The 19,170-nt window shown below is 40.9% G+C and carries 21 protein-coding genes and 4 tRNA genes; 12 read left to right on the forward strand and 13 right to left on the reverse strand.

Going from position 1 to position 19,170, the window contains the following annotated elements:
- Positions 1-12: 12 nt before the first annotated feature.
- The 12 genes from QMA12_RS01730 to QMA12_RS01785 form a co-directional block, all read right to left on the reverse strand.
- The gene (locus QMA12_RS01730) at positions 13-711 is read right to left on the reverse strand and encodes an electron transport complex subunit E (RefSeq protein WP_087531698.1); all 699 of its coding nucleotides are present in this window, start codon (positions 709-711) and stop codon (positions 13-15) included.
- Complete coding sequence (rsxG, locus tag QMA12_RS01735) at positions 708-1,343, reverse strand: electron transport complex subunit RsxG (RefSeq protein ID WP_290208770.1); 636 nt, start codon at positions 1,341-1,343, stop codon at positions 708-710. The genes QMA12_RS01730 and rsxG overlap by 4 nt, the downstream gene beginning before the upstream one ends.
- On the reverse strand, positions 1,340-2,398 hold the full coding sequence (gene rsxD / locus QMA12_RS01740; protein ID WP_290208769.1) for an electron transport complex subunit RsxD: 1,059 nt from the start codon (positions 2,396-2,398) through the stop codon (positions 1,340-1,342). The genes rsxG and rsxD overlap by 4 nt, the downstream gene beginning before the upstream one ends.
- Positions 2,395-4,902: an electron transport complex subunit RsxC gene (gene rsxC / locus QMA12_RS01745; protein ID WP_290208768.1), complete on the reverse strand. Its 2,508-nt coding sequence runs from the start codon at positions 4,900-4,902 to the stop codon at positions 2,395-2,397. The genes rsxD and rsxC overlap by 4 nt, the downstream gene beginning before the upstream one ends.
- A gap of 8 nt (positions 4,903-4,910) precedes the next feature.
- A complete protein-coding gene (gene rsxB, locus QMA12_RS01750; protein ID WP_087531694.1) occupies positions 4,911-5,465 on the reverse strand; it encodes an electron transport complex subunit RsxB in 555 nt (184 codons plus the stop codon).
- Position 5,466: 1 nt separating this feature from the next.
- Complete coding sequence (gene rsxA / locus QMA12_RS01755; RefSeq protein WP_087531693.1) at positions 5,467-6,048, reverse strand: electron transport complex subunit RsxA; 582 nt, start codon at positions 6,046-6,048, stop codon at positions 5,467-5,469.
- Positions 6,049-6,254: 206 nt separating this feature from the next.
- Entirely contained in the window at positions 6,255-8,198 is a 1,944-nt protein-coding gene (locus QMA12_RS01760; protein WP_290208767.1) for a GGDEF domain-containing protein, read from the reverse strand.
- Between the two features lie 152 nt (positions 8,199-8,350).
- Positions 8,351-8,427, reverse strand: a tRNA-Asn gene (locus tag QMA12_RS01765).
- A gap of 26 nt (positions 8,428-8,453) precedes the next feature.
- Positions 8,454-8,530: transfer RNA gene (locus tag QMA12_RS01770), tRNA-Asn, on the reverse strand.
- A 24-nt stretch (positions 8,531-8,554) separates the two neighbouring features.
- Positions 8,555-8,631 (reverse strand) — tRNA-Asn (locus tag QMA12_RS01775).
- Between the two features lie 21 nt (positions 8,632-8,652).
- Positions 8,653-8,729 (reverse strand) — tRNA-Asn (locus QMA12_RS01780).
- Between the two features lie 670 nt (positions 8,730-9,399).
- Entirely contained in the window at positions 9,400-10,008 is a 609-nt protein-coding gene (locus QMA12_RS01785; RefSeq protein ID WP_290208765.1) for a helix-turn-helix transcriptional regulator, read from the reverse strand.
- A gap of 289 nt (positions 10,009-10,297) precedes the next feature.
- Between QMA12_RS01785 and QMA12_RS01790 the strand changes: the two genes are divergently transcribed.
- The 11 genes from QMA12_RS01790 (at position 10,298) to QMA12_RS01840 (ending at position 16,601) form a co-directional block, all read left to right on the forward strand.
- Positions 10,298-10,564, forward strand: a complete 267-nt coding sequence (locus QMA12_RS01790; protein WP_290208764.1) for a helix-turn-helix domain-containing protein — start codon at positions 10,298-10,300, stop codon at positions 10,562-10,564.
- 2 nt (positions 10,565-10,566) lie between these two features.
- Entirely contained in the window at positions 10,567-12,777 is a 2,211-nt protein-coding gene (locus QMA12_RS01795) for a DDE-type integrase/transposase/recombinase (protein WP_290208763.1), read from the forward strand.
- Between the two features lie 11 nt (positions 12,778-12,788).
- Positions 12,789-13,496 carry an ATP-binding protein gene (locus QMA12_RS01800; RefSeq protein ID WP_290208762.1) on the forward strand — a complete coding sequence of 236 codons (708 nt, stop codon included), beginning with the start codon at positions 12,789-12,791 and terminating at the stop codon, positions 13,494-13,496.
- 10 nt (positions 13,497-13,506) lie between these two features.
- Positions 13,507-14,109, forward strand: a complete 603-nt coding sequence (locus QMA12_RS01805) for a hypothetical protein (RefSeq protein ID WP_290208761.1) — start codon at positions 13,507-13,509, stop codon at positions 14,107-14,109.
- Positions 14,096-14,425: a helix-turn-helix transcriptional regulator gene (locus QMA12_RS01810; protein ID WP_290208760.1), complete on the forward strand. Its 330-nt coding sequence runs from the start codon at positions 14,096-14,098 to the stop codon at positions 14,423-14,425. Before QMA12_RS01805 ends, QMA12_RS01810 begins: the two co-directional genes overlap by 14 nt.
- Before the next feature lie 2 nt (positions 14,426-14,427).
- Positions 14,428-14,634, forward strand: coding sequence for a hypothetical protein (locus QMA12_RS01815; RefSeq protein WP_290208759.1), 207 nt, complete (start codon positions 14,428-14,430; stop codon positions 14,632-14,634).
- A gap of 6 nt (positions 14,635-14,640) precedes the next feature.
- Positions 14,641-15,243, forward strand: coding sequence for a DUF3164 family protein (locus QMA12_RS01820; RefSeq protein ID WP_290208758.1), 603 nt, complete (start codon positions 14,641-14,643; stop codon positions 15,241-15,243).
- A gap of 13 nt (positions 15,244-15,256) precedes the next feature.
- Positions 15,257-15,442 (forward strand): hypothetical protein, encoded by a 186-nt coding sequence (locus QMA12_RS01825; RefSeq protein ID WP_290208757.1) that lies wholly within the window; start codon positions 15,257-15,259, stop codon positions 15,440-15,442.
- 89 nt (positions 15,443-15,531) lie between these two features.
- Entirely contained in the window at positions 15,532-15,723 is a 192-nt protein-coding gene (locus QMA12_RS01830) for a hypothetical protein (protein ID WP_290208756.1), read from the forward strand.
- Positions 15,716-16,183: a regulatory protein GemA gene (locus QMA12_RS01835; RefSeq protein WP_290208754.1), complete on the forward strand. Its 468-nt coding sequence runs from the start codon at positions 15,716-15,718 to the stop codon at positions 16,181-16,183. The genes QMA12_RS01830 and QMA12_RS01835 overlap by 8 nt, the downstream gene beginning before the upstream one ends.
- Positions 16,176-16,601, forward strand: coding sequence for a Mor transcription activator family protein (locus QMA12_RS01840; protein WP_290208753.1), 426 nt, complete (start codon positions 16,176-16,178; stop codon positions 16,599-16,601). Before QMA12_RS01835 ends, QMA12_RS01840 begins: the two co-directional genes overlap by 8 nt.
- Position 16,602: 1 nt before the next feature.
- Here QMA12_RS01840 and QMA12_RS01845 read toward each other — a convergent pair whose 3' ends face one another.
- Complete coding sequence (locus tag QMA12_RS01845) at positions 16,603-17,439, reverse strand: hypothetical protein (RefSeq protein ID WP_290208752.1); 837 nt, start codon at positions 17,437-17,439, stop codon at positions 16,603-16,605.
- Between the two features lie 94 nt (positions 17,440-17,533).
- Here QMA12_RS01845 and QMA12_RS01850 point away from each other — a divergent pair, with 94 nt between their 5' ends.
- On the forward strand, positions 17,534-19,102 hold the full coding sequence (locus QMA12_RS01850; protein ID WP_290208750.1) for a P-loop NTPase fold protein: 1,569 nt from the start codon (positions 17,534-17,536) through the stop codon (positions 19,100-19,102).
- Positions 19,103-19,170: the final 68 nt, after the last annotated feature.

The raw sequence follows: 19,170 nt of genomic DNA on the forward strand, positions 1-19,170 counted from the left end.
ATACGCTTCCCCTTAAGTTAAACTGGTTACTCGTGCCCTTGGGCCTTTTTCTGCTTCTGGCGGTGCTACTTGCTTTGCTTTTATTTGTGCATCTATCACATTTTTAGCTGCAATTAATAAACCTAACCCTAAAAAAGCACCTGGTGGTAATATGGCCAGTAAAAATTGATTGTCAAAGCTAAATATTTCGATGCGCAAAACAGCAGCCCATGGGCCAAGTAATAAATCGGCACCATCAAAAAGGGTACCTTGCCCAATGACTTCTCGCATTGCTCCTAAAACTAACAATACCACCATAAAGCCTGCGCCCATCATGAGTCCGTCAAAGGCGGATAAATGCACTGGGTTTTTTGATGCAAACGCTTCTGCGCGACCAATAATGGCGCAGTTAGTAACAATAAGGGGTATGAAAATCCCCAAAGATTGATACAGGCCAAAGGTATAGGCATTCATTAAAAGCTGAATAATTGTTACAAAGGCTGCGATGATCATCACAAATACAGGAATCCGAATATCTTTTGGTACCCAGTTTCTTACAGCAGAAATAGTAACATTAGAACCGACTAACACCATTAAAGTTGCCAGTCCCAGCCCCATTGCATTGGTGACAGTTGACGTGACAGCGAGTAATGGACATAAACCAAGTAACTGGACAAGGGCAGGGTTGTTTTTCCACATTCCTTCGTTAAAAAGTTCTTTTAATTGGCTCATGACTCACCTACTTTGCATGCGTTAGATGCATTAAATACAGCATCAAATTGAGTTTGAGAGAATAGCACAGCGTGTTTTACAGAGCCAACAACAGCGCGAGGTGTAATTGTGGCACCAGTGAACTGGTCAAAACTACCGCCATCTTTTTTTACCGCCCAGCGTTCGTCGTCTTCGCTCAAGACTGATTTATCATTAAATACAGTGATCCAAGGTGATTTTTTAATTTCAATTTTGTCACCAAGGCCAGGAGTTTCCTCATGCTTAGTCACACGAACACCTGCAATATCACCATTAGCAAATACCGCGGTTAACAGCTCAATATCACCACTGTAGCCTTTAGGGGTGATATGTCGCATAACTAAGGCAACAGGCTCACCATTTTTTCGAGCTCGGTAAACAATCTGTGGTGTTTTAGCTAATAATGGCTCATTAATGAGGGCGCAATCATTATATAAAACATTATCGTAAAAACTAGGATCCAGCACTTCTTGTAATTGGGTTGATAGCTGCTTACGTTCTTGCTCAGCAATACTGTCAGCTGTTAATTCATGAATAATTGCAACAGCGCCTGTTGTAAGCAGCGCAAAAAGGGTCAATATCGCGCCATTTTTTGTCATTGAAGGTAGGATCATTTTTTCATCCCATGGCCGTATGTTCGAGGCTGTGTGTAATAGTCAATTAAAGGGACTGCCATATTTAAAAGCAACACTGAGAAAGCGACAGCATCAGGAAAACCGCCAAATGTACGGATCAGATAAATTAATAAGCCAATTAATGCACCGTATACTAAACGCCCACGATTCGTTGTAGCAGCTGAAACAGGGTCTGTGGCTATAAAAAATGCGCCGAGCATGGTTGCACCACTAAATAGGTGAAACACGACACCTGGCTCTGTAGCTGGGGCAACGAGATAGCCAATGCCACTACATATTGCAAGTGTTGCGATAAAACTAACTGGAATGTGCCAATTGATAACGTTAGTTTTAATTAAATATAATCCACCTAGCAAAAAGCCAAGGTTTACCCATCCCCAGCCTTTACCAAGCCATTGATTAAATAGTGGCGACTGCATGCTTTCAGTGATTGTTAAACCATGTGCGACATCAGTCTTAACCGTATCTAGGGGGGTGGCCATCGTCATACCATCAATGCCTACCCTAAGTTGATCAACGCTAAAACCAGCTGTTGTATAACCATTAAAAATAACACTCAGCTGCTGAGTAAAGCTTATTGGCTTTGCCAATAAATCGGCCGTAGGTAGCCAAGCAGTCATCTGTACTGGAAATGAGATAAGCAGTAAAACATAGGCAGCCATGGCTGGATTAAATAAGTTAAACCCTAAGCCACCATACAGCTGTTTCACAATAATGATGGCAAATAAACAACCAATGACAATAATCCACCAAGGGGCAAGTGGCGGAATGCTTAAAGCGAGTAATACTGCGGTTAACCAAGCACTGCCGTCACTCAACGCTGTCAGTGCTGGGCGTTTACGTATCCGCATGATAGCCGCTTCTGCAACACTGACGGTGAGCAGTGCTAGGATCAGTTGTATTAAAACACCTGTGCCAAAAAACACCAGCTGGGCAATTAAACCCGGAATACAGGCTAAAATCACAGTCAGCATCAGTTTATTAAGTGATTTATGGCTATGATTGTGGGGCGAGCTTGCCATGGTTAACTTCATGACTTATCACTTCCTTCTTGTTGGCGTTTTTTTGCTTTAGCGCGGGCGATAGCGGCTGCAACAGCAGCTTTCTTTTTATCATCTGCGGTTTGCGATGAAGGTTCTTGCACTTGACTTGACTCGTCATCGGTTATTACTTCAACCGATTGTGGTGTCTCAGTCTCTTTGGCCGCTTTTTTCGCTTTGGCGCGAGCGATAGCTGCAGCGACGGCCGCTTTCTTTTTATCGTCTGCGGTTTGCGGAGCAGGCTCTTGTGCTTGGCTTGATTCGTCGTCGGTTGTTACTTCATCCGATTGTGCAGTCTCAGTCTCTTTGGCTGCTTTTTTAGCTTTAGCGCGGGCAATAGCGGCTGCAACGGCAGCTTTCTTTTTATCATCTGCGGTTTGCGGTGAAGGTTCTTGCACTTGACTTGATTCGTCGTCGGTTGTTAGTTCATCCGATTGTGCCGTATCAGTCTGTTTGGCTGCTTTTTTCGCTTTAGCACGGGCAATAGCGGCTGCGACAGCCGCTTTTTTGTCATCAACAGGCGCATCAGCTGTTTCGCTATTATCAGCTTGCGCAGCTTTTTTAGCTTTAGCGCGGGCAATAGCGGCTGCGACAGCCGCTTTTTTGTCATCAACAGGCGCATCAGCGGTATCGCTATTATTAGCTTGCGCGGCTTTTTTAGCTTTAGCACGGGCAATAGCGGCTGCGACAGCCGCTTTTTTGTCATCAACAGGCGCATCAGCGGTATCGCTATTATTAGCTTGCGCGGCTTTTTTAGCTTTAGCACGTGCAATTGCCGCAGCAACGGCTGATTTCTTATCACTTGTTTCTTGCGTTGTTGAGTTTTTCTCAGCTTCTTTTTGCGCTTTGTAGGCCCGTGCTTGTTCTTTACGTGCAGCGCGCTCTTGCGCTACTTCGCTATTATCTGGCTCTAATTCACCTGTTTGCTTTTTAGCTTTAGCACGGGCAATGGCAGCAGCGACGGCTGATTTACTGTCTGCTTTATCGTCTGATTTTTTAACTCGTGCTAGCGCATCTGCGACTTTTTGCTTTTCATCAGCCGATTTCGCTGCAGGCTTGCGTTTATGGCGATTTTGCCTTGCTTCTTGCTCGCGTTCTAAGCGCTCTTTTCTCAGTTCAAATCGCTCTTTTGCCCGTTCAGCTTTAACTTGTTCTGCTTGTTGCTCTTTTATCTCGACTTTAGCGACACGGTAGTATTGAACTAAAGGAATTTCGCTTGGGCATACATACGCACATGCCCCACATTCAATACAGTCAAATAAGTTATATTCTTTGAGTTTGTCGTATTCTTTTGACTTAGCGAACCATTGTAACTGTTGAGGTAATAAAGAAGCAGGGCATGCATCAGCACAGGCACTACAGCGAATACATGCTTGCTCTGGGCCTGGCTCTGCTAGCTCATTATGATCAGGTGCTAAAATACAGTTTGTAGTTTTAACTACACCAATGCGCACTGTAGGAAGAGTAAAGCCCATCATAGGCCCACCCATTACTACACGTTGCTGAGGAACAGGCGAAAAACCTTGGCAATCTAATAAGTGCTTTATCTCAGTGCCTAATAGAGCCCAAACATTTCCTGCATTGTGAATTGTATTACCAGTGACAGTGATCACACGCTCTATAAGTGGCTTGCCTTGTGTCACCGCTTGTTCAATGGCGAACAAGGTCCCCACATTTTGCACCAGTACACCAATATCGGCAGGTATTCCACCACTGGGAACTTCTTTGTCAGTTAATAATTGAATTAACTGCTTTTCACCCCCTGACGGGTATACGGTTGGCACGGTTTGCACGATAATTTTAGCATTGTGCTGAGCCGCATGCTTCATCGATGCAATGGCTTCAGGTTTGTTATCTTCGATGCCAATGATTGTTAATGTAGGAGATAGTAACTGTTGCATCAGTTCTATCCCCTTTACGATTTGATCTGCGTGTTCGCGCATGAGAACATCATCGGCGGTGATGTAAGGCTCGCACTCAACGGCATTAACAATAAAAAATTCAATCGGCTTGCGACTATCAGCTTTTATATATGTAGGAAAACCAGCTCCCCCCATGCCAGCAATACCGCTGTTATGGATAATATCAATTAACTCTTGATGAGTAAGGTTACTGGGATCGGCAATAGGGTTAAGCTCACACCATGTATCTTGGCCGTCAGGTGTAATGATAATGCTTAACTCTGGCAATGCTGATGGGTGTGCTGATGGCATCTGGCAAATGTCAGCGATAACACCAGATGTAGGTGCATGCACCGGCACTGACCAATTAGCAACAGGCTTAGTGAGTGCTTGGCCTTTTAAAACCGACTGACCTTTTTCGACGATGAGCTGACCGTTTGCACCGATATGCTGTTTAAGTGGCACAATAAGCTTATCAGGCAACGGAAGGCGCGATATAGCCTGAGTATTCGACAGTGCTTTTTGCCCCGGTGGGTGAATTCCGCCTGGAAACGGCCACACTTTACCTTGCTTGATTTGCTGAATTAACTTTTCCATGTGTGACCTTAATCTATTTGTGTAACTGGGATTGCATCTAGTTGCCATTTCCACGTTTGTTTTGTGGTTTCTACGGGCAACATATCAATACAATCAACAGGACAAGGTTCAACACATAAATCACAGCCAGTACATTCATCTATCAGTACAGTGTGCATTTGTCTTGTTGCACCTACAATGGCATCAACAGGGCAAGCTTGAATGCATTTTGTACAGCCAATACATTCATCTTCTCGTATATAGGCAACAGTTTTAACAGGATCAGCTTGCTCACCTCCGGCAAGTGGCTTGGCTTCAACGCCCATTAAATCAGCCAGCTTTTTAACGGTCGCTTCACCACCTGGTGGGCATTTATTGATTTCATCACCATTGGCGATAGCTTCAGCATAAGGACGGCAACCAGGGTAACCACATTGACCACATTGAGTTTGCGGTAAAATGGTGTCTATTTGCTCAACAATAGGACTGCCTTGCACGCGAAAGCGTACAGCAGCAAAGCCTAAAATTAAGCCAAAAATAAGTGCCAGCGAACCAAGCGCCAGCAATGCATAAAACAAGGTCATGTTAAAACTTCACTAATCCTGTAAAACCCATAAAGGCCATAGACATAAGGCCTGCGGTGATCATCGCAATAGATGCACCTTTAAAAGGAGAGGGGACGTCTGCGGCAGCTAAGCGCTCGCGTAGGGCGGCAAATAAAACTAACACTAATGAAAAACCAACGGCAGCGCCAAAGCCATAAACCGCTGATTGTAAGAAAGTATGGTCTTCTTTAATATTCAATATTGCAACCCCCAATACTGCACAGTTAGTGGTGATCAAAGGTAAGAATATCCCCAACAAGCGATAGAGTGTAGGGCTGGTTTTTTTTACCACCATTTCGGTAAATTGAACGACGACCGCAATCACCAAAATAAAACTCATTGTACGTAAAAAAGTGATATCTAAAGGAACTAAAATATACTGATTGACTAAATAGCTTGTTACAGAGGCGAGCGTCAGTACAAAGGTCGTCGCGAGCGACATACCAATAGCAGTATCTAATTTACCTGATACCCCCATAAAAGGGCATAAACCTAAAAACTGTACTAAAACAAAGTTATTAACCAGCACAGTGCCAATTAACAGCAAGACATATTCTGTCATATTCGCCTCAAGCAATCATAATCGTCGACATTATCCTTTTTTCTCACTAGTTTAACAACACATCAAAAGGAAAAAAGCTACTTTAGTAATGATACTTACTATCATTTACAATTTTGCAATATAAGTCAGTTGGATCTTGTTAGTATCGGCGTGTTTTTACGGGCAGCAATAAGGCGCTAGACGCGCCTTATTAGAAATGTGAAATGTTAGATATCTTTTGGTTTTTCTATGTAATAGCCTTGGACACCATCTAAACACAATGTTTCAACAATATGCTTTTCTTCTTGACTTTCAATACCTTCAGCAAAAACACTGACGCCTATGCGATGTGCTAAGTCAACCATTAAACGCATAAAGTATTGGTTGTTTTTATCTTCCTCTAGGCCGCGGGTATAGCTTGCATCCATTTTGATAAAGTCTGGCTTTAAATCTCGGAAAAACTTAAATGAAGTTAAACCAACACCAAAACGCTCAACCGTGATACGAGCACCGACACGGTGCACCATGTCGATAAAGCGTTTACTAGCTTTAATATTTTGCTGTAGTCCGAATTCGCTGACTTCAAAAACCAGTTTAGAAGCAATGTTAGTGTCTTTTAATAAGCGGCGCTCTAGCCAAATGACAAATTGGTCATTATGGGCGCTCGATGCAGTTACGTTGATTCCAAAGTATTTTTCTGAAAAATTACGGCTTTTGATTTTTTCTAATGAAGTGCCAATAATAAGCCGGTCGATTTCAATGGCCATATCGAGTTTTTCAGCCATGGCTAAGAATGAAGCTGTTGGTAACGCTTGGTTTTCTTCGGTTTTAAAACGTACTTGAATCTCAGCATAAGCTTTAATACTTTTGCCTATTGGCATAATGTTTTGCATTACCAAATGCACTCGCTCAGCTTCAATTACTTCGTTTATAACCTTGCGCCAATTTTGGTTGCCAAAACCAGCGCTGACGTTATTTATTAAGTCACTGTCTCGTTGTACATGCCATGCATTTGCTTGTTTTGATTGTGCCATACTCATAGCATTATCAACAATTGACAGTAACTCTCCTAAAGGTTTGCCTTTTTCGTAGCCAACAATACCTGTATTAGCGACGGAGCTGAGTTCTTGGTTTTGTTGATACTGGGTAAAACGGGACTGTAAGTTATCACCAAAACGTTCAGATTCTTTTAGTGGAATGTTTGGCAGTACTACAGCAAAGTCAGAGCTATTTAATCGGAAAACTTTGCTTCCGGTATACGTACCACTTATATGCTTAATAATATCAGCAACGGCTTTAACGTATTCATCGCCTTTTTGGTAACCACGAGTTTGGTTAATAGATTGTAGTTCACTGCATCTGACCATCGCCAGTGAACCAAACGTACTTTTTTCGCTGCTCTCAATATGCTTTTCATAATATTCAACAAACATATTACGGTTACCAAGCTCAGTGACTACGTCTTTATATGCTTCTTGCTTAATAGAGAGGGCTGCATTTTGGATATCTTCGTGTTTAGATTGTAAAAAATGTGACAGCCGATTAAAGCTTGGCACTAAATCAGCGGCAAGCCTTTTAATTTTAGTATTATCAATAGACGCTTCTAACCCGCTGTTGACCTGGTTTTGATTTATATAAACGTCAACAATCTCTGCCACCGTCATGCTTATATTTCTGTTAAGCCTTTTGAGCATAGCTTTCATAAATATAACGGGGATTATTGCCATCAATCCTGAAACCAAAATAACAATGAACATGGCTTGTTGTAACAATGCGCCTAGGTTGTGAGCATTAATTGTGAATTCAACTTTGATATCAGATGCTTTATTAACCGCAAATTGTGGGCGTATAGAGTTAAAACGTTTCTCAACAAATGCCGCAAAACTTGGCAATGGAGTGGGGGACTGAATATTTATAAGCTCTTTTCCATCATAATCGCGAAGAATAAATGACGAAAAAGTATTGCCATCAGCAAGTGCTTGCTGAATCTGTTGTGCTGAGATTTCTTCAATGGTGTGATCGTTGATATAATTACTCACAACATTTTGAGCTTTCTTTTGTGCAGAGCTCGCTGCGTTGTCAAAAGCTAAAGCAACAAAATAACCGCCCACACTTGCTAGTAACAGCCAAGAAATAAGTTGTATTAATATAAGTTTTTTAAAACCAGCCATGTTTTAAGTCTTTAAGTCGTTCAAAAGGGAAGGAATCAAGTCCTTGATCAGTCAAAGGTTTTATTTGGTTGTTAATGTAATAACAAAAATTATTTATTTGACAGATGTAGAGTAGAGGAAATATTAAGAAAAGTCTAATTGATTCGTTAAGTTGGCTCCCCCTCCCCGACTCGAACGGGGGACCTGCGGATTAACAGTCCGTCGCTCTAACCAACTGAGCTAAGGGGGAACTACAATAACTTAAATTATATGATTTGGCTCCCCCTCCCCGACTCGAACGGGGGACCTGCGGATTAACAGTCCGTCGCTCTAACCAACTGAGCTAAGGGGGAACTACATATCATATTGCATAAACTTGGCTCCCCCTCCCCGACTCGAACGGGGGACCTGCGGATTAACAGTCCGTCGCTCTAACCAACTGAGCTAAGGGGGAATCGTTTATGGCTGAAAAACTTGGCTCCCCCTCCCCGACTCGAACGGGGGACCTGCGGATTAACAGTCCGTCGCTCTAACCAACTGAGCTAAGGGGGAAGCGTCATGCCTTTCAACGGGGCGAAATATTAATGATGGAGCCGCAAAGTGTCAACATAAAAACTTCATAAATTCAAAAAAGTAGTCTATTCGATGTTTTTATGTTCGATCTGTGTGTTTTATAGCTTTAATCGTACGTTTTATAACGCACTAAAATAGCAGTCGAAATAGCAAATACCGAAAATCAAATTAGTTTTGTACAAAAATTCGCTAGGGTTACGCGAGTAATAAATGTATTAAAATGCAGTTGCCTCGCTCAAAGGCATCAAAATCATAAAAAAGTATTTTAAGAGGCAGAAAGAATATTTAGCTAAGTTGAGCTTGCCAGCGACATAAATTAAGTTAATGAGTAAGCATTTCATTATTCCCATGCAATAAAATCCATGATTATATTTTGCTTTAATTAAATTTGGTTTTTAGTATCTGAGTAGGAGGTTAGTAAAAGTTATTCTATATCAGTTATATAGCTGTTCAGATACGATAATAAAAAATAATTCTGTAACTAACAGATCTAAATGATAACTAGGGAATAGATAAGAATAGGTGGGAAAAGCCGGGATAAATAAGGGTTTAAGCGCTGTTTTATAAAAATTAAGTGCGAAAGATTAAACCGCGATCAAATGATAATTAAAAGTGTGAAACCGTGATAAAAACGGCTTTCACTGATAATTTAAAAAGTAACCTCAGCTTTTACAACTTTTCCTAACAAACCGAGCGTTTTTAGAATGTAGTGAGACTCAGTTTCACCACCATCAATAGAAAAGCTCATATCTTTACGTGTAGGGTGGTCAAACATCAAATGAAGCTTAGACTGAGTTAGTTTTAGCTTTGCAGCGAAGTAACTGCCATTCATCGGATTTAAAAAGCCATAGATAGAATCTGCATCAATACTTTTATCATGCGTATCAATAGAAATTAATGCACCTGATGGCACTAATGAATGTGATTCTTCACTGAGTTCAACACGTAACAGCTCATCTTCATTATTCTGGCGCTGATGCTCAGCTACAATGCTCACAGGCTCAGAGTTTAAAGAGTCCAGAGCGCGTTCAATAGCGCTGTCAGAGGCTTTAGAGTCCTCTAAACGCTTTAATAAAACATTGATAAATGGTTCATCAACAACCGCTGCAAATTCAACTAGGTAATCAAAAGGAGGATCGCGGCTGTCTTCATACTTTGATTGAGTGTTTCTATGCACGCCAGTTCGCTCGGCTACTGTTCCGATATCTAAGAACTTACGCTCTCTTAACGTTTTTAAGTACTCATTGAATGCTGGCATTAACTTTATCAATAGTCATGTTTGTGAACATTTTAGTATTTAATCACACAAGCGAGTGCATACAAAATAAAAATTTCAATTCAGCCATTCGAGCAAGTGCGATCCTTTCGCACTTAAAAGCGAGAAGCGCGATCCCCTTATTCTAAAAACGTACAAAAATAAATCCATATAAAAATCAATACATTAATTAATTTGCACTCAATTGTGTGCAAATAATGCTTGTATGCACAATTTTGTGTGTATATATTTGTGTGCATGAATACAAAATACATACAAGTGAGTGCATGTGATGAAGCGCCAAACTAGTCCCGGTTGGACAGTAACAGAAATAAAAGCAGCCCTTGAGGTAGAGGGGTGGTCATGTCGTCAGCTTTCATTCAGCCGTGGCTATACATCTAACGCAGTACAAACCGCACTGCACAGACCTTACCCAGTAGTAGAAAAAATAATTGCAGAAGTAATAGGTGTTAGCGCTTTTGAAATATGGCCTGAGCGCTATGGTATTGATGGTAAGCCAAATAGAAGAGCTGGCCGTCGTAAATTAATGAGGGTGTAATAATGGAACTATTAACAGCTCACCAAATTGCTGCTTACTTATTAGTAAGTAAGCGCAGCATTCAAATAAAAGCTAAAGCAGAAGCTTGGCCTTACACAGAAGTAAAAGGTAGAGGCGGTAAATTACGCAAGTATTCATTGCTTGAATTGCCTGCACATATTTGTGTGCAAGTGCAGCAGGCTATGATTCAAAATAATCAATCAGCAGCAGCTCAAAGTGGTAAAGCTTATCTAGCTGTTGACGAGCACGGCAAACAGCTAACACAACAGCAAACCGCAGAGCTTAAACAGCAAAATTTAAAGCAGCTTGCTGCTGTCGAAAACATTCCGCCTAAAGCAAGTGCGAAATGCTGGCTATTAAATGAAGCGCAAAGCTTTATAAGTGCGAATAACCTGGCAAAGGTTGCTGGTTTAGATTTGTTTAGCGAACGCTATAACAGCGGTTTACTTAACGCACCTGTTGAATATAAAAGCTTAATCCCGTCAGTATCACGTATTACCTTACTGCGCTGGCAAAAAACAGTAGATCAAAAAGGCATAGCCGGGCTTGCGGTTAAAGCAAAACGCTCGGGTAAATCAATCATCGACTCTGACCCTGAGCTAAGCGATTTTTGTATCGCCATGATTTATGAATACCCGCACGTAAAAGCCACACAAGTAAAAGAGGGTTTAATAGCTCGATTTTACAGCCAGGGCAAAGCTATCCCAGCAGAGACCACAATCCGTGAATGGTTAACCCGTTGGAAGCGTGACAACAGCGCACTTTATACAAAAATGGCAAACCCAGATGCTTGGAAAAACAAGTATATGTCTGCCATGGGTAAAATGGACGAAAATATTAAGCGTATTAATCAGTTATGGGAGTTCGATTCAACTCCGTCTGACGTAATGTTAGTAGATGGCCGTCACTCTTTAATTGGCATTATCGACGTATTTACGCGCCGTACTAAAGTTGTGATCCACCCAACCAGCGACAGCACCGGTATTTGTTTAGTTATCCGCAAAGCAATACTTGATTGGGGTATCCCCGAAATTGCCCGAACTGATAACGGTAAAGACTACACATCAATTCAAATTACCAGCGTGTTTGATGCACTCGATATAAAGCACGAAACAACACGCCCATTTAGTGGGGAAGAAAAGCCTTATATTGAGCGTTTTTTCAAAACCTTCTCACATGATTTAGCTGAGCTATTAACAGGCTATATCGGCCATAACGTATCTGAGCGTCAAGCAATCGAAGCGCGCAAAACTTTTGCACAGCGCTTATTAGCAAAGCAGGGCGGCGATAAATCAGCAATCGAAATCAACATGACAGCCCAGCAGCTGCAAGAGTTTGTAGATAACTGGATCGACAACCGTTACCACCACAAACCACACAGCAACATAGGTAACAAAACCCCGTTTGATTTATTTGCAGCAAGTCGTGACCAAATCAAAGTGATCAAAGACGAGCGCCTACTTGATGTAATGCTGCAACCAGTTCCATCAAATCGAGGTTTACGTATTGTTGGTAAAGAAGGCATCAAGCTAAGCGGCGGGTTTTATATTGCCCCAGAACTTGGCGCAATCGTAGGTAGCGAAGTTCTTTGTAAATGGGACCCTAAAAACGTAGGCCGTATCTACATATTTAATCGCATGAATAGCGAGTTCATTTGTATTGCTGTTGATCACGAAATCGAATCAGCAGGCATGACCCGCCAAGATGTAGCACATTACGCTAAACGTAGCCAATCAGCCGAAACATCACGCAAGCTAAAAGAGCTTAAAAAGACAGCTAAAGCAGTCAACGTATCTGATATAGCCAATGAAGTACTAGGGCATTACACAACTCAAAATAAAGCACTAGCAACACTACCTAAACAGAGTGTTGAGCATACAAATGTGATCACACAATCAGCAATCAAAGCGCTCGACTCAAAACCTGTAACTACTTACAGCGACGAGCAATTGAGCGAGTTTGAAAAGCGCCGTAAACAATTAAATGACGAAGCCGCAGCAGCAAATATAAACCCCGCACCGTTATTTAATAACCCACAAGACAAAGCCATGTATCACAAAAAGCAGCGACTAAACAATCAGTTAAATGATGTTGACGCAGGCTGGCTTAATACCTGGGAGCAACAAAACCGCGCTTTATCAGCAAGATTAGACGACCTACTAAACGAAATGAACGCAGCACCAACTGCACAAACTCAAATACACAAAAAGTAAAAGGAAGACCCATGAAAACTAAAATAGCGATTGTAAGCAACGTAGTAGCAACACAAATGATGGTTGAAGCACTCACCCAGCGCGCTCATGGCGTACCAGGGATTGGCCTTATTTATGGTGATCCAGGCTTAGGTAAAACAACCGCAACAGCATGGTTGGTAAACCGGTGTGATGGTATTTATATTCGCGCTACATCAGGCATGAGTTTAACCCAGTTACTGCGCCAAATAGTTAAAGAGTTAAGCGGCCCAGACATCTATACCCGTGAGGCCATGCTTAACTACATTATTGAGCACATGGCTATTTCTAATCGCACTTTATTTATTGACGAAGCCGACTACCTATTAAACGACAAAAACACCCTAGAAATCGTGCGAGATATCCACGACCTAACTTACTGCCCAGTAGTATTAATTGGCATGGAATCAGTACGCCGTAAATTACAGCGTCACCGCCAATTCTATAACCGTATTTCAGAATGGTTAGAGTTCAAGCCAACCCAATTTGAAGACTTACAAATCATCGTCAGTGCAGTAATTGAACCTGTTTTGACTATTCAAGATGACTTATTACAACAGTTGTTAAGTGATACCGACGGCGAAGTGCGCCGCATTATTACTGGGCTATCAAAAATAGAGGCATTTGCTTTGGCAAACGGCCTAACCAGTATCGACCTGCAACAGTGGGGCTCAAAAGAATTTTTCCTTAAAAAAGCGTAGGGGAAAATCAGTGAGCCGCCAACAATTACAAGACGCATGGCAAGCAATGAAAATCTTAAAACGATTTTCATTGCAACAAGTGCGCGACGCAGTACAACACACCACATTAGATAGCTTAAAAGCCTTTGCTAAACGACTAGTTGATGCAAAGGCGATTGCTGAGCATGTTGATCATGAGGACATTAACTACAGCATATTAAATGCTAGTTATAACCCTTTTAAACAACCTGTAAGTGTAGGTAAAGCTAAAAACAACTCAGGGAGGCAGCGTATGTGGCAATCAATGCGCATCCTAAATGAGTTTGATGCAGGCCAAGTGGCGAGCACCGCTAACGTGTCACTGCAATCAGCTCGTTCATATATCTCAATACTCAAAAAAGTAGGGTACATATTTGTCGTTAAAAATGCCCCGCGTACAGGCTCATTAATAGAGCGAGCAGGGGAGACAACAATCTACCGCATACTTAAGAATACAGGGCCAAAACGGCCAATTCCTAAAACCAAAGGTGTGTTTGATGCCAATACAAAAAAGTTTGTGAAGTTCAAAGAGGTAAAACGCCAAACAGTGCAAATAGCTCCAGTAAAGCTAGGGGAAGCGCATGACTACACCTAACTGGCTGCAAGTACTTGCAGATGAAACAAAGGCGCAAGGGATGCGCCTAGTAGCCCAAAAGCTGGGGGTTAGTAAAGCTACTGTAAGCCAAGTTATTAACGGTAAATACAAGGCAAACACTAAGGTTATCCAGCAGCGGGTAGAGGGAGTTTTTATGGCAAGTACTGTTGATTGCCCAATCCTTGATGTGATCCCAATTAACGTATGCCTAGAGCACCAAGCTAAAAAATTTGCAGCAACCAATCATGTACGTGTTGCACTTTATAGGGCGTGTCGTAATGGCTGCCCTCACTCAAAAATTTGCGAGAGTAAATAACCATGGAACTACGCAACACATTAATAGAACTGCAAAAAAGAGGGCTGCGAGTTATCAGCTCACACAAAGGCTTTAGCCGCCACATCATCGAAGTGGCAGGCAAAGCCCCAGCACATTTACCAGTTATAACCGAAACCAAAAACGGGCAAACACGCCAAGTTCGCCCAGCTAAACTACACGGCCAAATCATCATGTTTATAGAAGGATAAACCACCATGCCACAAGATTTTTTAGTTAATCATAAAGGCCATCAAGTGCCACTTAAAGGCATTCGCCCAGCCGATATTATTCGCCATGAGTTTGTGCAGTCAGCCATTGCCAAAGCTAAAGAGCAAAGCCAAGCGCTTGCTGAATTTAAAAAGCAGCAAATGAGCGAGTTTGACGCATTCATGGGCTTACTAGCCCAAGAGTACGCAGTAGAAATGGGCGGTAAAAAAGGCAATGTCACACTACGCAGTTTTGACCACAAGCAAAAAGTAACACTTCAAGTGCAAGAAAGCATCGAGCTTGGCCCAGAGCTACTTGTAGCTAAAAAGCTAATAGATGAGTGCCTAAACGAATGGAGCGAGGGCGCAAACGAAAACCTAAAACTCATTATTGAGCAAACCTTTGCCACCGACAAAAAAGGCAAGGTTTCAGTACAAAAAGTGCTAGGGCTACGCCGCTTAAAAATTACCGATGACAGCGATAAATGGCAGAGCGCAATGGACATCATAGCCGATGCAATCCAAGTAATAGACTCAACCCGTTTTATTCGTTTTTACGAAACCATAGGCGAGCAAGAGCGCGCAATCTCACTTGATATAGCAAAGCTATAAAGGAGTACTAACCATGGAAGTTAAACCAACAATTCAAGTAAATGAAAACAGCGATTTACAAAGCATTGTAACCCTCGTAGCTAAAAGCAAAGAGCCAGTTAATATCAACTTTGTATTTCAAAATATCACCTTTGTAGTGCAAAGCCAGCTAGTAGGCATTAACCCACCAGTGCAAAAAGGCATAACACAACCCTGTTAAGTAACCCAAAGGCGCGCATGGATGCGGCTTTTTATCAAAGCTTTTTCTATTAGCAAGAGCTTTGATAAACAGCAAACATAGGAGGTTTTATGACTACCCCAAATACACTAGTAACGCCAAGCCTACAACTCAAAGAGCTGGCCGCGCTGGTTAAGTTTTTAGAGCTATCACACACTTTTGCAATTGATAGCAGCGTGTTTACACAGCAAGAAGGCGTAGACATTTGCCAAAGCTATTTAAGCCTACGCGAGCAGCTAGAAGAGTTTAAAAATAATGACTAAAGCAAAGCTAATACAGCTAATTCACATAGCTAAAGGGCAACTAGGGCTAGACGACGACACCTACCGCGCCGCACTTCTTGGCTCAGCGGGTAAAATATCTTGCAGCCAGATGAGCTTGTCAGAGTTAAATCAGGTGTTAGAACACTTTAAAAAAGCAGGGTTTAAAGCCAAGGCTAAACGACGTTTAAGTCCTAAATCATCACCAAAGCAACATGGCGAAATAAACAAAATCCGCGCTATTTGGATCACCATGCACAAACAAGGTTTTGTACGTGATGGTTCAGAAACCGCTTTAGATGCTTACGTAAACCGTATGCTTAACCGTGCCAAAGTGGGCGAAAACGTAAGTTACCACACCCACTTTTTAACCCAGCAGCAAGCTATACAGGTGCTAGAGTCACTTAAAAAATGGCACCAGCGCGAATTACGAAAAGAGCAACAGCGAGGTAATAATGGCTAATCATACAGAGCAGCAAACAGAGCTATTTGGAAGTAGTATTGAAGAGCTACAAACTTGCCTTACCAAGCTATCACCAGATGATGCCGCAGCCGTTCGAAAGCGCTGGCCTAGCAACTTACAATCATTAGCCTTACTCATAGAGGCTGAATTAACTAAAGCTAAAATTAATGATCCGCGCATCGTAGGTGAGGCTATCACCTTGGCAATAGGCCATTACTTTGGTGGCCGTGATGTTTACATACCAACAGACCAACGCTTAAAAGCAGCACTGCGCGATATCCAAATATGGCAAGAGTTTAACGGCTATAACATGGAGAGCTTAGCTATTAAGTTTGGGCTAACTCAAAGGCGTGTTGCTGAGGTAATTCAGCAACAGCGGGGTGTTGAAGTTCAGAGGAGGCAAAGAAGTTTGTTCTAGCTTATTGCATGCCAGTTCTACCATTCGCGCCGTTTGGAGATGTTAAGTCATATTGCTTATTAAGTGCTTGGTATTTCAATTGTGAAATCATTTCAATGCCATCTCTGGTGATCGAAATCATATTGGCTCTTTTGTCAATTTCTCCAATTGTTATGAGCTCACCTTCAAAACTTTTTGAGGCCAGCTCTGCACTTGTAAGTTTACTATAGCTTGCGTCATCACTTAAATTATCATGCTCTTTAGGGCCATGAAGAAATTGTTCCAGAAAAATTAAAAAATCTATTTCTGTTGGGGTTAAATGTGCTGAGATGATTTTTCTGTCAATGTTTGTATTTGATAATAAATCGAAAACGGCATTAATTTTATTTTTGTAGTTATTCACTTCAGACTGCTCTTTTGTTCGATAGGTAGTTACTTCTTGCGTGATTGTTTCAAGTTCACTTTTTAAAGCCTTGAACTCTTTCTCATAGAAATCTCTCAAAGAGTTCGATTCTTCGAGTGTTAGGCTATGAGACCTAAATAGCTCAGGTAATGATCTCATCTGAAGTTCTTTTGTCATAGCTATAAATCGAGTGTAACTAGCCGTAAACATAGGAAGCAAAAATACAAGAGCTAAGCTAGAGGCTAAAGGGAACAATAAATTAAGATCTAAGTCTGAATAATTTTCAGAAACAGCTTTTAACCTGTAGACAACATCATGGCTTGCGAAAAGCATAAAATAAACCGCCTTCCAATTAAAAAATAGCCACGAAATTATGAAGCTACCTAGCAACGGGTGTGTAACTTTATCTGTTATTGATGCTTTTATTGAATTAGATATATCGCTCAAGGATGACATTGTAAGTCCTTTTATATATTGTGTTTTATATAGTCTACACAAAATCACAATACCTTAGTAAACATAAACATAAATATAACTATAAGAGATAAAAATGGATTTTAATTGGAACGAACCTAAACCTATTGATGATCAAGAGTTTTCTTCTGATAACCTTGATAGAGCCAAGTACGCCACTTATTTAACTTCTTTAATCAAAGCTAAAGGTGGTACTGAAAAAAATAATTTATCAAACTATGTATTAAACCTTGATGCAGAGTGGGGCGCAGGTAAAACCTACTTTTTGAAGCGTTGGAGCGAAGATTTAAAGGGGAGTCATCCAGTCGTCTACATTGATGCTTGGGCTATTGATTATCTAGAAGCGCCTCTGATGACTGTTTTAAGTGAAATTATTGAGCAGTTAAAGCTACAAACAGACAAAATCGATCCTGATGAAACTCAAAGAAAGTTAAATGGGGTTATAAAGGCCGCTGCACCAAGGATTGGTAGTGCTTTAATGAAAAGGTACTTAGGATTTGATTTTAATATATTTGATTCAGCAGAACCTGAAGATGTAACATCCTCAGGTTCAGGTAAGGAAGTTGATTTTTCTAAAGCTGGTGAAAAGGTACTAGAAGTATTCTGTAAAGAAGTTACTGATAGTAAAGAAAGTGTAAAAACACTAAAGCTAGCTATTCAAAGCTGGGTCGAATACGTTATAGATAACCCAGTTAAAAATATGGGAACTATTAAAAATAGTTACCCTGCATTTATTTTTATTGATGAATTGGACCGCTGTAAGCCGACATATGCTGTAGAAATGTTGGAATCTATTAAGCATGTATTTGATATACCAGGTCTAGTTTTTGTAGTTGCCACAAATACGATGCAGTTGAGTCATACAGTTAAAGCTGTATACGGGTCAGAATTTAATGCCGAGGAATATCTTAGTAGATTTTTCAATAATAGGTATTATTTAACAACGGAGTTAAATAAAGGGCTCTTAGATAATCATTGTAATACCGAATTATTTTGTGCTGAAAAATTAAATAAAATGCAAATAATTCTTTTTCCATTTTATTTGTTTGAGAAAGAAAAGTTTATGGAATTCTGTATCTCAGTATTTAATGCAGTAAAATTATCTCCAAGGCAAGCTGTTAAAGTATTTGAACGGGTTCAGTTAACGTTTTTAAATTTGCAAAAAGATACTTGTGTCAATGCTGCTTTGATAGTTTTACTTTTCGCAACTCGAGAAAAAAGTTTAGAAATGTTCAACATTTGTTGGAAGCATCTTGTTATTGGTATCAACTTTCTAGAACTAGTGAAGTTGCTACCCCATTTAGGTAGTAGCCTTAAAAGTATCAGGCTAAAAATTGATTTAGAACTGGATCTAGTTAGAGACGATTTCCCGTTTATAAGCCGGCACGTATATGATTTTGAGAATAAAAATTTTAACGGTCATCATTTTAAGCAACATGAGATTCTTTTGCATGAGCTTCTCTATATTTCGAGGGAACTACGAGATTTGACATGGCATGCAGATAGGGTTGACAGACTAGTTCGCGAAGATCACCCTAGAGACTTACAAACCGAACCACTAAAATATTATATTCGACTTTTGCAGATGAAGACTGACTCAAAATACTATATGGATTTAACCAACATGGCCGTTAATTTAGATTAATTCCCGAAACCCCGCACGGCCATTAATCAAGGCTAACTAACCACAATACTGAAAAACAACAAGGTTTT

Source organism: Pseudoalteromonas sp. APC 3893 (genome assembly GCF_030408095.1).
Classification (GTDB): Bacteria; Pseudomonadota; Gammaproteobacteria; order Enterobacterales; family Alteromonadaceae; genus Pseudoalteromonas.